We start from the raw sequence: 16,870 nt of genomic DNA on the forward strand, positions 1-16,870 counted from the left end.
TTGATAAGTATAATTATTTTTGCATAGATTGATAATAAAGTGTATTTTTTCCAAAATGTACCAAATATAAAGTAGTGTGAGCCCTATAAAGAATAAAAAAGTCGAAGCAATTATAGCCGAAATCATTGATCAGTATGCTTATGCAGATAAATCTGAGAGACCATGGATTATAGGCTTTAGTGGAGGTAAAGATTCTACCGTTTTGTTAATGTTGGTTTGGATTGCTTTACAGAGGATCAGGACTGAAATGCCGTTCCCTTACCAACTAAGAAGAAAAGTATTTGTTGTCTGCAATGATACAATGGTTGAGAATCCAATTATTGCAAATTATGTCGAGGATGTTCTTGTAAAAATTAGTGAGGCCGCCAGGGATCAGGACTTACCAATATTTGTCCAAAAAACTACACCCAAATTGGAAGAAACATTTTGGATCAATGTAATCGGTAAAGGCTATCCGGTACCAAACAATTCTTTCAGGTGGTGTACCGATAAGTTGAAGATACGCCCAACATCAAATTTCCTTGTTGAACAAGTTGACCAAATGGGGGAAGCTATAGTTTTACTTGGGACCCGATACGATGAAAGTGCAACGCGCGAACGGTCAATACGCCGCCATGAAGTAACCGGAAAAAGATTATCAAAACACCAAACCTCGGTCAATACTTATACCTACGCTCCAATTAAAGAAATGCTATTAGACGAGGTGTGGTACATTATAAATACCGTTCCGTCCCCATGGGGATTTGACAATTCAATTCTGTTCCAAATATATGCTGACGCTAGTGCTGACGATTACGAGTGCCCGACAGTGGTGGTAAACAAAGAACACAATTCCTGTGGACAAAGTCGATTTGGATGTTGGACCTGTACGGTTGTTAAGAACGATAAGTCCATGTCGTCTTTAGTAAATAACGGCCAGAACTGGATGCAGCCTCTATTGGATTTTAGAAACAGATTAGTTGAAGGACGTAACATCTCCGAGAATCGTTCGGATACCAGAAGAAATGGCCAGGAGGCTATCAGGGAAGACGGGACATTTAATGGCAATTATACTTCAGAATACCGATACCAAATCCTTAAAGACCTGTTGTCTGTTCAGAAGGAGATTCAAAAAGATCGCCCACATGTTACATTAATAAATAATCAAGAGTTAATAGCAATTCAGGTAATATGGAATAGAGATGGCTATTTTGAACATACTGTGGGCGACCTGTACAAATTAATTTACAATAGAGATATTAGCACGAATAATATTAAGTCCCTCGACGATACCGAGCGAAGGATCTTAAGGGAAGTATGCGAAGAAGATGTTAGATATTACCATTTGATTGATAACCTCATTGCATTACAGGAGACAAAAACATTAATGATATCCAAATATGGCCTTCATAACGATGTCGAAAAGAGGATTGAAAATTTTGTAAATGAGAACGAGCAATGAAAATCAGTAAAATAAAATTTCATAACTTCAGGATTTACAAAGGGGAAAACGAAATTGTGTTTTCTCCAAACAATTCAAAAAATATAAATATTATTGCCGGTAAAAATGGCTTTGGTAAAACCACTTTCCTTACTTCTTTAATTTGGGTATTTTACGGAAAGATGATGAGTGAAGTAGAAGATAAATACAAAAAGGATATCAAGAATGCGGGAGGATACGAAAAATTCATTAAAACGCTTCTAAACCGTGACATTAAAACAGAGTTTGAGAGCGATGGAAAAGTTCTCCCCGTTTTCTCGGTAGAAATTGAGCTAAAGGACATTTTAATCCCTTCAATACCATGTAGGTCTGTAGTTATCAAAAGGTCGTATAATTTAAGAAAAGATGCAGAAGAATTAAAGATCTTTATCGATGGCCTGGAAAACGAATTAACAAAGGAAGTTGGTTTGGATGTTTTTATCAATGATTTCATTCTACCTCGTGAGATAGCCAAGTTCTTTTTCTTTGATGCAGAGAAGATAGTCTCATTGGCGGAAGCAAAAACTAAGTCAGAGTTAAAGAACCTTAGTAAGGCTTATTCGGAAGTTCTGGGAATCAAGAAGTACGAAGACTTAAAAAAGAACCTCGAAACATTGTTGATAAAACTTCGCAGAAGCGCCGCATCTGATATGCAACAAACTAAGTTACGCGAGCTAACTACCAAGGAAAGTGAGTTAATTGGCTTGCTTGAAATCAATCACGATAAGCAGGTTAACATAGATCGTGACATAAATAATCTTAGACAAATCAGTGAAGGTCTTCAGGAAAAACTAATCCGTGAAGGTAACGGAGTCACTTTAGAGGAACTTCAGAGCATGAAAGCCGAGCGGGACCGTCTAAAACATGATTCTGTTGAAATTAAAGGTAAACTGAAGAAATTAATGGATATCGCCCCTTTAGTAATTGCCGGGGAGAAAATGCTGCAGCTAAAGGAACAGATTTTATTAGAGCAAAATCAGAAATCCGGTTCAATAGACAAAACTGTCCTAATCCGGGAATTAGATTCCTTTTCCAATGCGCTTTTAAAAAAATTAGAATCTCTTAACTTAGATACTGACTCTAGAGTTATTGTTGATCGCGCTTTGAAGCAAACTTTGTCTGAAAAAGAAAACACTCACACGAAGCACAACTCAGCAAAGGTACTTTTAGACTTTTCTGTCGAGCAAGCCAGGAATTTTGACGCAGTAGTCAACAATATAAAAGGTACTTTTTCCATTCAGTTTAGTGCTGTTGTGCAGGAAGAAAAAAACAACCGCATGTTTCTTAGCAAGGTATATAGCCAAATCCGGCAAGCTGAGGCGCGGAAGGATAATCCACTGGCAAAAAAACTGCGTGAGGAGAAAAAGGAAATAGAAGATAAGATTTCCGTACTGACCTTACACAAAGGAAAACTCATCGAAGAATCAGATAGCTTAAATGCTAAGCTGAGCTCGACAAGAAAGGTTTTATCTGAATATGAAAAAAATTTCAGGCTAGCAGAAACCGACCAAAAAAAATATGAAGTAACCGAAAATCTATTAAAAAAGATAAGTACAATTATTCAAAAGATCAAAGAAGATAAAAAATATTCGCTGCAGAAATCAATTATGCTAGGGCTTAGGAAAATCATGCATAAAAGTGACTTTATTCACAATATCCGCGTGAACGTAACCGATGATGTGATGGATATTGATCTGCTTGACAAAAACAATACTGTCATTGATAAGGATTCGTTGTCTAAAGGCGAACAACAACTATATGCTACAGCATTATTAAAAGCATTAGTCGATGAGTCCGGTATTAAATTTCCTGTCTTTATTGATAGCCCGTTACAGAAGTTCGATAAATATCATTCTAAGAATATCATCAAGGAATTTTATCCCACTATTTCGGAACAGGTAGTCCTATTCCCATTGTTGGAAAAAGAGCTATCGGAACTGGAATATGATTACCTGAAACCTTATGTAAATAATGTTTTTGTAATTGAAAATCAGCATGAAGGGTCAAGTTTCAGAGCATTTGCTGTCGACCAGTTATTTACGGACTTAAAAAAGGAAGAGAATGTTTACTCAAGTTAAGACGAGCAAGGAGAATAAAGAGGTGGTAGCCTTCTTGACCCGCAAATTAGGTTTGGGAACTGAAAATGTGATTGCCAGAATTGCTTTTACGTATTCGCTATCCAAAAACAGGAAGCTTGATTTAAATGATATCCAGGATGCAGGTGGTAAAGAATACTCTAAAGGAGTTCTTTTTGGAGATTACTATGATATTTACCTGGGTTTACTTTGTGTGCATTATGGCTTGTATAAAACGGATAAAGATATCGGCCGCTATATAAAAATGCATGTAGATGACGGTCTTCAATTATTAAAAGATGAAGTTAACAGTCTTGCCAATATGGATGGCTTTGATTTTCTGAGTGAGAAGATCGATAACAGTTTAAATATTTTTCTTTAAGTGAGTAAATAGTATAATATGCTAGTTAATCAGGACGAAGCTGCAATTTATCTGGGTATTACAAAGGAACTTCTGTTTTCATTTGTAAAGAAAGGTTATAATGGAAGGAAATTAGCAGTTTATGCTGACATCAACAACAACTTTTTTAATATCAATGATCTTATAAATTGGAATACTTTTTTACATGAGCCAATTTCGATAAATGAATCAGGAAAAAGACCTGAAATTCCAATACATATTAGAGAATACTTAAAAGTTGAAAGTAATGGTAAATGTGCAAGATGTGGAAGTGGTCACCGCTTAGATAATGCTCATATTACTCCATGGGCAGATTCTTTTTCACATCATCCTCATAATTTGATTAGGCTCTGCACCGATTGTCATACAAAATATGATGATCAAATAATTACTAAAGAAGAAATTGTAAAATTAAAAGAGCGATTAATAGAGAAATTAAAAGCTGAAAACTCATCGTATAGTATTGAAATTTCAAATCATAGACTACCTAAATTAATCCAAGATTTTAAAGGTAGAGAAAGTGAGCTGAACGAATTATCTGAGCTGTACAAAAAAAATCACATTATCAGTATTGAAGGTGTTGGAGGAATGGGCAAAACTCAATTGCTTCTAAAGTTTATTGAACGGAAAAAGCTCACTGTTTATTGGTTTAATGTTGAATTGTTCTCTGGATTTCAGGATTTTGTCATTGAATTATTTAATCGATTTCAGGTAAATAATTTTGATGAATTGTTAGATGTAATTAATGATAAGAATGCAATTTTAGTTTTTGATGGTATAGAAACTTTGTGGAGTGATTTTCCAGATAAAGTAACACAGTTGTTAAAGCAATTATATGATTATGCAGAAAATGCCAAAATTATTTTCACAACACAATTTAGCTCTTTAGCATTTGACATAAATCTAGGTGTTCTTAAAATATCAAAAGGACTAGATGAAAAAGATAGTTTCATCCTCTTATCAAAAAAAAACTTAAGCATAAAAATTGATGATAAGTATATTAAGAAAATAATTTCTTTTTCGAACGGTCACCCATTAACTCTAATTATTACTTCGGGATTGATCTACATGATGAAATCGCCACAGCAAGCATGGGAATCTATCGATGAAGCTGGAGTATCATTTATCATAAACCCTAATAATACGGAACGGAAGAAGTCAAGTTCCATAGAGCTGTGCTTTGATCTAGCATATAAAGGTCTTGACGAAAAACAGAAATGGCTGTTGATGTATCTGTCCCTATTTCCAGCTGGATGTAAAGTGCCATTTTTGGAAATCTTGGTAGGTAAAGATTCTCCATTCAAAACTAAGACGGATTTAAAAATGTCAATTGCGTTTCTATCACAATACAATTTGATTGATTTCGAGATAGATTCTTTAGGTTTTGAACGAACGATAATTCTTAATCCAATCCGAATTTTTGTCAGAAAAAAAACAGGTAGTAGTTCTAAAGCACTGTTACATTCAATACAAATAGAAGCATTCGAAAATTTGATATTCGAAGCGGTAAGCTTGTATTCTAATTACATGCTTTCTGATGAAATAGAATATGCTATCATTCGTTATGAAATTGAACTTCCTAATTATCTTTTTGCATTTAAGAAATCTGTTCATGCGTCTTATTGTAATGATTGTAGTAAGTATAGTGATCGAGAAAATTATCTGAGAATTGTAACCGGATTATCCGCAGGATTGTACAAATATTTGTTTACTAGAGGGAAATTTTCTTATGGTATAGATATTAATAAACAAGGAGCTAGAGCCCACATTGAATTAAATGAGTTTGATTTAGCTGTAGATGATCTAACACAGGTTGCTACTTTAAATTGGAGAATTGGCAATGAAAAGGAGACTGAAAGTGCCCTTTTGGAAATGCAGAAATGTGAAGAGCTAAGCGGAAAGAGGTTTTCAACGGTTCGCTTTATTGAGGGAGAAATTTTAAGAAAATCAAATCCTCGTGCTGCAATTGTAAAATTTGAGGAAGGAATCTCAATTTGTGAGAGCAATTTAAAAGAAGACGGAAGTGATGAGACATTTCGAGGTAATATTGGAAATATGTTATCCGAAATTGGAAGAACTTATGAAAGATATTTAAATGATAGCAAAACCGCTCTCGGGTATTATTTAAAGGGTTATCATATACAACGCGAAATAAAAGATTTCGCAAATATGTTTTGTAATTCACACCATATTGGGAATTGTTATGCAGATTCTGGTTTCTTTGAAAAGTCATTAGAGTATTACCAGGAAGCGATTGAAGGATTTATTAAATATGGACAACAGCAATATATTGGTAATTCGCTGTGTGAAATAGGTAAATTGAGAGTGACTAATCCGGATTTAGATTATTCTTTTTTGACTAAAGATTTACTTTTAACGGGATTAGAGGATGTTCAGTATGAAATTGCAGTAACTGAGGAAATTGGGCTTTATTTAGAAAGTAAACTCTGGAGAATAATTGGAGTTGTTGCATTATCAGAACACTCATTGATATTGAATAATTGGGCAACAAGTTTATTAAATACACTTGATAATAAGCGTATTTTTGAATGGTCTCTACCTTACTTTTTTGCTCAAATTGCAATTATTTCCAATGAGTTGGAAAACGATAAAGGCAATAGTGAGAAGCTCCAGGAATTAAAAAATCTATGTTACTTACACGGAGGAGAAACAGAGCATGATATTTTAGACCCCTATTGTTGGCTATCATTATGGTTAAAGGAAAAGAATATTGAAAACGTAAGCCGAGGGGAACTATATTATCAGATCGAAAGTGAATTTTGGGATAATTATGGAGATGAATTTTCGGAAGAGGAGGATAATGATTAAGTTTCAAAAGTAGATGATAGCTAATATAAAAGAGTTTATACTTTTTTATTAGCTATCATAATTTCTCTATTTGTATGCAAATTATTTTATCAATCTCAGAATCTCTCTTTTATCATTTTCATTTTCGATTTGATCAATTGATTTCAATTTGTTCAAAATAAAAATGACATTTCGTATTCTTGTTTTACCTATACCTGACGCTTGAAAATAGTTGTCTGAAAAATCGACATCGGATATTAAATCAATAATATTCGAGTTTAGCTCTCTGTCTCTCTTAAGAGATTCCTTTAAAAGATCAAATAGTACCTGAATTCCAATAGTTTTTTTTAAGTAAGATTTATCATTAACCTTTGACCAAATCTTTTCGTTAACCGCTTGAAAGAAAATGAAAACAGTATTTTCAATAAAATCATCCTCATAATTTAGAAACTCATTCCGTAATGGACTAGAATCTTTAAAATTTTTCAGCATCTTTCGATCTCTCCCATAGAATATTTTCTTGTTCATCATCTCGATTCTATCCCTCTTATAATTTGTAGTAATTAAACTTAAAATTCCTTCAATCATAGCAGAGGTTGAAATAAGCCAATTGGATTTGTTCAATTCAATGAAATCGTCATTGTCATAAATAGGAGCTAATTTTATTAAAGAATACAACGGTGAAGTTTTTTCAAAATTTAGCTTTCGTGCTATGTTTGCTGCTAACTTTTCAGGTGTCCAGGATTCTTTATTTTCCTTTTCAATGAAATAGCCGAACTGCTCTAGAGCTAAGCTCTTATCAACTTTCTTTTGATTTCCGTTTATTGTAGCAAAAAGATAAGCTTGGTAAGGATTAGGTAAATCAAAAAAGATTGAACACAGTATCTCCATGTCTAACCTCGACTTATTGCTGATGTAGTCGAATCCATTTAGTCTATGCTGACCATCGATAATAGAAGCTGATTTTACATTTTCGGGGAATTCTAAAAAATACTCGCCATTCTCGTTTATCAATTCCCAACGATTATTATTATCCTCAATTATTGTTCCATCTTCATTATTATTAACTGATAATATAATACTATTTGGAAATGTCATTTCAGCTGTATCTATATATTTTCCAATCTCACTGAGCCTCTTTATATTTATAGGCCTTTGATTACCCTTCAGAAGGCCATCTTCTGTCAAGTACGTTAATGGCTCAGAAAATGATATTTGCTTAATAATACTTGCCTTTACACTAATTACAAAAAAATCGCCAAGTGGTTGCGAGACCTTTAATGCTCTTAATTTAATTTTTGTCATCTTTTTCTAATTTAATTACCTAATGCTCCAGTACCAAAATCTTCGTCTTTATTAGCTACAAACCACATCCTCCATGAAACTATGCAACCTAATACGCTTAAAAATATTGGAAACCAGTAGCTGTATAATTTTGATTCTAGTGTAACAAGATAATTTATGGCTAACACAAAAACTATCGAACCGACTATATACCCAATATGGTCAAATAGTTTACTCTTAAAGCTTTCAGAGCCATCAGATGAATTTATAATTATGGTATAAATTGAGGTTACAAGAATAGAGATTGAATATGTAACTACATTAAATACGGTTTCTTCAAACAAAAGTATATTATTACTTTTCTGAAATATCCTCACAATTATGGGCATATATATACCAAGCATTCCAAAAAAAACTATTGCCCAAAAGAAATATTTATTTTTTATTGTCCTTCCCATCAAGATATATATTAATTTGTATTATTAAGTTCCCAAAATGCCTTATCCTTTATCAATATAGGTGCGGATCCCGCCAGATTTACGATGCTCTGGTGCTTTTCCAGTCCCTTTATAGTTTTTATAAGGTTTTCCCTTTGCTGTTTAGTTTCAAGAGAAAACAATGAGTCTACTTCTTTGGTTTTGATTTCATTTACACGGTGGATGACCCACGTTAAGATATAGTTCGAGTATTCATTTTCACTTGTAGCAAAGTGGTTTAAAAACTGAGTGGATAAGATGGTCCCTACACCAAATTCACGTCCTTCTTTCAATATTTTACGGATCGAAGTAAAATTTTTACTCAGGAAGTTATCCGCTTCGTCCACTAGTATCATCTTTTTTAATTGTCTTTTATGGCCGTTAATCAAGCTATGCCCGTGACGTTGCATTTGAGTATAAAATGCATCTAATGTTATAGCCACAATTAAATTCTGGATCGATTCGTCATAACCGGAAAGATTAATGACAACTACACCCTGAATCAGGGTATACAGGGACTGGGTCTTAGCGGTATCCGGCTCAAAAATTTCAAATTCAGAGAGGTTCGATATGGCTGCATATAAACTGTCCTGTGAATTGGTTTCATTGCCTAAGTAGATATTACATACGTCTCCCAGTGTCGGCGCGGATTGCAGCCAGGATTCCCTGTTGCCTTTAAAGATACCCTTGCTTTCATATGCTTCAACTATTACATCGCGTAGCTTTTGCTTTTGTACGTTTCCAAGATTGAATGCATTGGAAATGGTTTCCTTAATATCATTGGCTGTATGTAAGGGCAGCATTGGTTTAGATTGTTCTGTAGCATCTAATGCGAGGGGATTGTAGGGCAGGTGATAAGGCTCCAGGACTCTCGCTTTGGTAGCGTTTACGAAATCATCCTTGATATAATCCCCTTTGTAATCGAAGATCAATATGCCTAATTTTTCATCTCCAATATTTTTATCCGAATTTGTTATCAGCTGGGTAATTAGCGATTTAGTAAATTGTGTCTTACCAGTCCCCATTGTCCCAATAATACCGGTATTGGTGTGCATCACTTTGTTGGTATCATTTGGCTGCCAGATTACCTGTTTTTGCGTGTTTAAATCGGTGCCAAACAGTACTTCTATCCCTTCACCGGTTCCCAAAAAGGGCATTAGATCAGCTTCTTCAGGCAAATCTATATTCACAATTTCTTCGCTTACCTCATCCATGTCTGCATCGTCGGATATTAGATCGATATCCTCAAAGGGATCTAGGAATTTATATGTTGGCGCCGTGATATCAGCGTAGTTATTTCTTAGCAAAAGATTCTTGTCAATCGTAGTCTCGGTTTCATGAAAAAGATGGATTAAATCGTCAATAGAATTTACCAAAAAGTTATAGCCATCTTCTTCGCGCAGGTCAACCCTCATAAAACCGTTTACAATACTTATTTTTCTCTGATAAACATCATTACCAAAATGGATTAACCCAAAAGCCCCTATCGTATCGTTCAAACGATTACTGATAGTGAAATTATTATTCATCAGGTCAGCCCTGTAATTGTCGGTTATCAAATTCCACTTTTGGTTATCCCACACGTGAAATAGCTTCATTTTCTCTGCATTAGTTAAAGCCAGCTTACCAAAGAAATTTTTATAAAACTGACCTAAGAATCCATCATTGCTGAGGTGCTCATAAAGCAAATGAGCGGTTCTTTTTCCTTGGTCAATCCCTTTTTTTACAATATTCAGCCCACCGATTTTAAGTTCGACAGGGTACAGGTACATTAATAATTCGCCTTCGAACAATTCTAACCCAATAAGTAATAGATCATCGCTAAACGAACCAATAGCACCAAGATTTTTAGTAGAAAATAATCCATCACCGGTATTTAATCCCGCATTTCCTGATACCCTCAATATCTCTTCTAAAGAGATCGGCACCCATATTATATTTTCCTGATGCAAGAAAGTAAGGGAGGATTTGATTCCTGACAACAGACTTAACTTCTCACGCGGGAACTGGCTCTGTTGGCGAATAAGTCGTAGCAACCAATCCCCGTTGATGGCATTAAAAAAATTAATAATGTTTACAGTGTCTGAAGCCGCATCAAACCGTACATGATGTTTTTCCAGAAACTCTTTCACTACAAATTCGTATTGATTGGTTTTCCGGCTAACGGTAATAGCATCGTAACCGTTGGAATTATTGTACTGATCACTGTAATGAATAATCACCAGATCCTTACTCTCTTTAAAAAAGTCAAGATCAACTTTTGGATCAATGTAAGTTACCCACTGTGAATTATGGTATAGCTTCTCTAATTGTACCTTAATTTCATAATTAATAGTAGTACAAAGGGCCTTGTTACTCTCATAGGGATGCCCATTGTTAGCAACGCGGGCGAAGGCATTAAATAATATGGAAAGTTTAATCAGCTCTGATGGCTGGCCAGGCAAGTCCATTGTCCCGAAACCGGTCCGGTAATTTTGAACCCTTGGTGTCGAAGATACATCGGCAATCAAACCGTTAAGCGAGATGCCTGTCTTAACTAAGCTCATCTCATCATAGGATTGTTCTGTCTTTGTAATATCAAACTGATAAAAAGTGATATGGGAATATTCAAAATCCTCTGTCTTTTGGGGCATCTTTTTGGAAAAGAATTTTACCTTTCCAAGAAATACATTTAAAAGATCCTCTTTATCAAAATTTTTAGTTTTTAATTCAATGCCTAAATTTCGCTCGACATCCTCCACCCGGTCATAAAATGTCAGTTCTTCAAATTTTGTAACAATGTTATCGGAGCCATAAATACTGACTTCAATGGGCAATACCTCTGACAAGCGTTTATTTAGGTTGTTATTCAGGTATTTTCTGTAATATTCGAAAATACCCTGAACAATTTCTTTACAATCCCCCACATTAATAACATTAATCTTTACAGGTGATTTGCTCGACTGAGCAAAGAGAAACTCAAAATTTGTCGTAAAGTCTTTAATTTTATCTGCAACCAAACCAGAGACAAAGGTTTTTGGTTGCGCTTGCTTAGAATTCAGGTAAATGGTATAATACAACCATTCCGGTGAGTGGCTTGATTCAATGGGAACATATATTTCACTTGATCTTCCTTCTATATAAGGCACAAGATTGTATGGGCTTAACCTTTTTAGTATGGCATTGTATATGTCTTCATCGCCTAAGTCTTCATTTAATTGAAGCTGGTATGCGACATTTAGAGGGTGCAAAGGGCTGAATTTTATTTTCTGTTCTCCACCTAATTCCTTAACAACGCCAAGCCAAAGCAAATTCTTCTGTTCCGCTGTTAAGGGAGCATTAGCCTTAAGGTCCTCTAACTGTCTTATGTAAGCCTGTACGAATTCTAATGCAATCCCTTTCAGCTCCGCATTTAGATATGCGAGGCTGGGCTGTATTTGACGGTTCCTATAATAGTTTCTTAATTTGTCAAAGGCCAGCTTAATTGATTCATCTAATTGAATATCATTTACAGTAATAGTATTTTCATTTCCCAAGAACCATGAGTATGCTTCAGAATTTATTATTTCCTGCTCCTGAATAAGATTGTTCCTAAATTCATCCCGTACTATCTTCTCGTTGTTTTTAAACAGTAGTTTTATAGTATTGCCATCAGTGATGTATTTAAAATCAAGTTTATGTACCCTTTTGTCTTTCCAGACATCCAGACCTGTAATTGGCTTTGGCAGTTCAAAGTCGTTCTTTATCGCGATCGGTACTTGAATACCAAGAAGATTTACATTAAAGTGAATTAGATCCTCCTGGGCTAATGAGTAGTCGTTCTCCAGTATTAATTTCTGTTCCTCACTTACATTATAAACCGTATTGAGGCTTATTACATCATTGATCGGTATTTCGCCGACAGGATTAAATACTAAGGAAGCATTTTCTTTTATCTGAAGAAAAGAGCCGGATTTCTGAATGTTCAGTAGAAAATTGCCCTCGAACTGTGAAAGGACGTTTGATTTAAATGGCAGGTGCAGAATCCTGATAAGATATTTCTTATCTGTGTCAGGATCCCTGTACTCAACTACGCTAAACAAATTTTCTGCATCAAATGACTTACATTCAACTATAATACTGAAACCACTAGTGGAAACACCGATGCCTTTCGACTGACTTCTTGCACTTAATCCCTCTTTCTTCATAAACTGATCATATCGAACAGTAATTTTAAGAGGCAGTTCTAATGTAGGGTTGAAGACAATTATGTTCACATTTCTCCTTTTCGATGCGGAATCTCCATCCGTCTTAAACCAAAGTGTCTGAAGTAAATTGTCTCCTTCGACAGTTTGAAAAACCGGCGGTGCCTTTTCTTTCTCCTTATCCATCCATCGCACGAGTTCTGAATAGTCGAAATCACGCCAGTCCTCTTTTACAATTCTTGTAAGTGCTGCGTCAGGAAAATCCTGTTCTAAATCTGTGGCCAGATTTCCATTGAGGGAAATGTTCTCGAATTTCTCGTATAGAGTAAAGTTACCCGCCAGATTTTTAGAAAGGTCGCCCTGTATACTGCTTAATTCTGCCTGGGGGAAAAGTCCAAGATATCTGTAGTCGGTCCGTTCAATTGATCCTTTCTGAAGCGAATTTACAACTTGTTCATAATCAAATATGGAATTATTATCCTCAACAACACTTTTTGTCTTCCTATCCAATACGGATTTTAAGATTAGCTTCTCATGTCTTTTTAGTGAAGAGTTATGCTCAATGTCCTGCTCTATCTGACTTTTAAAACGAGTGTGATGTAACGGCATGCCTTCCTTGATCAGGCTGCCGCTCCCACCAAGCAGGCTGTCCAGTTTTCCGCTGAACAAAATTAATATTGCTGTGCCTTTAAAAATGTCATTTTGATCTGCAACTTTATTACGCAGTGTTGTAAAGTAATCTTCTGTGGCAGAAGTACTGGATGCCACTATCACCTGTGCCCCATTTATCGCTAAACTAAAGGTAGTATAAGGCTCTCCTCCTTCAGGATGCGTATACGAAAAAGATTCCGCGTTAATAGAAGAATTATCCTTTAGGGCTTCATATAATGATTTAATACTTTCCGTATTTTCAAGGTACAGATTGAATCGCTCTCCTGGCTGAATTTTTTGAGCAGTAAAGTAATTGATAATTAAATCCGAAACGTAGTTATATAGTTGACTTGACATACTGTGCATCACCGCTATCGCTTTTTTTCTCTATTAAATTTATCTTTTCAAACAACCTGATAATTTCAAGTTTCGTGCTTTCATCGAATGCAATTCCCCGGTCCTGCATTTTATCCCATAGTGTCCTCAATCTGATTTTCTCCTCGTTTCCTATGCATATCCTTGTAAACAGTAGTAAAAGCTCTTGCGATAGTACAGTGGTATTGCCTAATCGTCCTCTATATTTTGTATAATTAAGCTTTGCAAACTGGTAAAATCCGTAAGCATATTTTACTTCCGCGTTTTCACGTTTTGTATTGCGAAACTGATAATTGATTGTATACCAAAGGCTAAATATATCTCTAGAGATCGGATCGGTAAAGTTCCTTGTGGTAATCTCGAGATCCATCAAGCGTTTACACTCTTCCCAGCTTCCGCTTACTAAATCAATGCTATCCATGTAAAAGGAAATTATTTCTGAAATGCATTCCTTAAATTTTTGTTTATCTTCCGGATTCAGCACTGCATATTTTTCGGCGATATTACTATAATTACCAACGGAATTGCCGTCAATCTGAATGTAATTCAATAACTCTGCAGTATTAACATGGGCAAAAATGGAGTCCGAATAGCCACTGAGCTTTTTCCAACCTATGGCATGGTTTTTAAGCCTTGTTTCAGATAGGGTCTCCCAATCCATTGTATAATAAATAGGTTTAATCTTTACAGGTATACTTCCAAAATCGTTTAAATGCAAGACAGCCTGACTGAGGTAATGGAAATAATAGTATTTAAAAAAATCCTCGACGTGTTTAAGGAACAAAGCATTATGGGTAGCTAAAAACTGAAAATCCTCCAAAAATTGCATTTTAACTCCCGGAAACAAGTTATGGTAAGATGGCAGGTTTGTCTTCAGTGCCGCCTCTGGTAGCTCCGGCAGGCACTGGATTATCAATTGATTTAATAAGTTCTCACCAATAGTGTCTTCATTGAAAATGCTTTCGTCAAAATCATCCTTTAGAAAAATCTCGAATAAGAACTTTGAAATTTCCCTGATAACATTATTTGAACTCATAAAGTTCATATACGATAAGGTCTTAATATTAAATTTTACAAGGCCGTTATCCTCGTCAAAATATAGAGAGGATAGTATATTTTTCAGTTCTTCGCCATTTTCAGTTTGAACCTTACCCTCGGCGTTGTTTAGGATTATTCTTTTCAGCTCTGATTTAAAATTTTTCGTACTATCGCTCAGCTCAATTTGTGATTTGTTATTCAGTATCCTGAATAATTCACCTATTACTCCCTGAAAAGATTTGAAATCTTCATCAAAAGCGCCACCGCTCAACTTTGTATTAAAGGGCAATAATTTGATCTTATTTCCGGTATAATGGCCCCTGAATTTTTGATCTTTATTAAGATATTTCGATTGAAGACCATATATTTCATTATTGTCTATTTCTATCTGCATCATATCACCTCGAATTTAAAACCGCTAAAGGCATTTTTTGAAAACTTGTAATCAACAGGCTTTCCAACATTCACCTCGTCAATAAATAAGGGAGCATGTTTATTGTTTTGACGAATTAGCATATTGACGGCACTAACAAAATACACGTAATTGTTGTTATCCTTTTTGTTAGGCCGGTATCCCTTAGAAATCATTTTGAGTATTTTAAATAAGCTAAAATCCACGTGTATCTTCAGCGGCTTCTTGTCGTTTGTAATTTTAAAAGATATGACGAATTCTTGTGTAAATCGGTGTAGGACGGTATTATGCTTCTGCGGCAAAAAATTAATATCAGGAACCGCTTCAAAATCTTTGAATATGCGATACTTCGTCTGCTTTCTGCCTACGCTAACGATTACCTTGCCACTTGTTTTCGGATCGCCATTCCAATTGCTTGCGGCATTTTCAACCAGTCCGTAAATATTCTGCAGCGATGCACTGTTGTGGTTATTGTAATGAAACAACGAAATTAAATACTCGTCGTAATCACTGTCTTTCAAATAGTCTTTTTCAAAATAATTGCTGAAGTAGTTTAAACGTATAAAGAAACGGGACAACCTTAATGCAGAAATTTTCCCTTTTTCCAGCTTGTTTTCAATATTTTGAATGTACTTATCAGAAATATGGTTAGAAAAGATGTGGAATATGTTTTCAGTGTTCACCAATGTCAACAGCGTTTCGTCGGTCTCTGTATTTCTTGAATTACAGGGATCCAGATTTTCCATCTTTTCAAATAAGCTGGATAGCTCAGGATGCTCGAATAGATAATTCGGAGTTAAGTTTGCGATATATTCCGCAGCCTGCATCTTTTCCACTACATCAAAGTAATCGGTATCGCTTAAAACAGAAAGATCAACCGGCACAATAATATCGTAAATAAAATTGAGCAGCGTCCGGACAGAGACAATTTCTTTATAAACAATAATCGCTTTTATAATCAACTGCGATATAATGACCCTGTTTCTCTCTTCGAATAGAAACTCGTAATTATACAAAATGGGGCAATCTATTTTATCCTGACATATTGCCTTATAATCTTTATATCCTCTATATATTACATTATCCTCATTGTCCGTTATGATCTTCTCCAGCAGCGATAAAACAATATCTGATACAGGCCCCTTTTCCGTTAATACGTATAAATGGTAGTCGGTAAAGTTAATATGATGGAAATTACTTTTCGCGTCAAATGCGTCACTATTTATTAGTTCATTATCCAGTATCCTGTTATTAGCGATATAGGATTTTAAAAGCTGAAATTCCGCACCGTATTCTTCTATGAATTTGCTTAACGTCCCTAAATTGATGGCTAAAATTATTTTATCAGTGGAGGCCGCTACATTCTTATCCTTGAAACCATCAAGTAATTTGTAAAGGGTCTCGTTAGAAGATTCCTTAGGATTATGAGCTTCAGTAGCATCATTGTGTACAACAAATTTTGAAATTTCATCGGTCAGCTTGTCATGCAAGTAGGACAATATATGTGATTTACCATCTCCAACATTACCGCACACTAAGATAAGCTGTGCTGTATTTACCTCATTGGCACCTATAATGATTTCTTTTAAATGAATTTCAACATCTCTTTCAATGTGAAGGTATCTTTTGAATTTATCGAGGTTAGAGGAAGTGCCTTGCGCTACGGCATATTTTGAAGACTCTCTTAGTTTTCGCAACTCTACTAATAAAGGGTTTGACCTCATGTACT

9 protein-coding genes are annotated in these 16,870 nt (G+C 35.2%); 4 read left to right on the plus strand and 5 right to left on the minus strand.

Annotated features, from left to right (window positions below):
- The first annotated feature begins 76 nt into the window (after positions 1-76).
- The 4 genes from dndC to OGH69_RS14660 are packed head-to-tail and all read left to right on the plus strand — an operon-like array spanning position 77 to position 6,763.
- A complete protein-coding gene (gene dndC / locus OGH69_RS14645; RefSeq protein ID WP_265175233.1) occupies positions 77-1,441 on the plus strand; it encodes a DNA phosphorothioation system sulfurtransferase DndC in 1,365 nt (454 codons plus the stop codon).
- Positions 1,438-3,537, plus strand: coding sequence for an AAA family ATPase (locus OGH69_RS14650; RefSeq protein ID WP_265175234.1), 2,100 nt, complete (start codon positions 1,438-1,440; stop codon positions 3,535-3,537). Before dndC ends, OGH69_RS14650 begins: the two co-directional genes overlap by 4 nt.
- Positions 3,521-3,916 (plus strand): DndE family protein, encoded by a 396-nt coding sequence (locus OGH69_RS14655; RefSeq protein WP_265175235.1) that lies wholly within the window; start codon positions 3,521-3,523, stop codon positions 3,914-3,916. Before OGH69_RS14650 ends, OGH69_RS14655 begins: the two co-directional genes overlap by 17 nt.
- 18 nt (positions 3,917-3,934) lie before the next feature.
- Positions 3,935-6,763 (plus strand): HNH endonuclease signature motif containing protein, encoded by a 2,829-nt coding sequence (locus tag OGH69_RS14660; protein ID WP_265175236.1) that lies wholly within the window; start codon positions 3,935-3,937, stop codon positions 6,761-6,763.
- A gap of 81 nt (positions 6,764-6,844) precedes the next feature.
- Here OGH69_RS14660 and OGH69_RS14665 read toward each other — a convergent pair whose 3' ends face one another.
- Genes OGH69_RS14665 through dptF form a run of 5 tightly spaced genes read right to left on the minus strand, consistent with a single transcriptional unit; the run spans position 6,845 to position 16,865 of the window.
- Positions 6,845-8,047, minus strand: a complete 1,203-nt coding sequence (locus OGH69_RS14665; RefSeq protein ID WP_265175237.1) for a DGQHR domain-containing protein — start codon at positions 8,045-8,047, stop codon at positions 6,845-6,847.
- A gap of 11 nt (positions 8,048-8,058) precedes the next feature.
- Entirely contained in the window at positions 8,059-8,484 is a 426-nt protein-coding gene (locus OGH69_RS14670) for a hypothetical protein (RefSeq protein ID WP_265175238.1), read from the minus strand.
- Between the two features lie 11 nt (positions 8,485-8,495).
- Positions 8,496-13,673: a DNA phosphorothioation-dependent restriction protein DptH gene (gene dptH / locus OGH69_RS14675; RefSeq protein ID WP_265175239.1), complete on the minus strand. Its 5,178-nt coding sequence runs from the start codon at positions 13,671-13,673 to the stop codon at positions 8,496-8,498.
- Positions 13,654-15,126 (minus strand): DNA phosphorothioation-dependent restriction protein DptG, encoded by a 1,473-nt coding sequence (gene dptG / locus OGH69_RS14680; protein WP_265175240.1) that lies wholly within the window; start codon positions 15,124-15,126, stop codon positions 13,654-13,656. Before dptG ends, dptH begins: the two co-directional genes overlap by 20 nt.
- Positions 15,123-16,865, minus strand: a complete 1,743-nt coding sequence (dptF, locus tag OGH69_RS14685; RefSeq protein WP_265175241.1) for a DNA phosphorothioation-dependent restriction protein DptF — start codon at positions 16,863-16,865, stop codon at positions 15,123-15,125. Before dptF ends, dptG begins: the two co-directional genes overlap by 4 nt.
- Between the last annotated feature and the right edge of the window lie 5 nt (positions 16,866-16,870).

Origin of the sequence: Flavobacterium sp. MFBS3-15 (assembly GCF_026107645.2) — a bacterium.
Taxonomy (GTDB): domain Bacteria; phylum Bacteroidota; class Bacteroidia; order Flavobacteriales; family Flavobacteriaceae; genus Flavobacterium.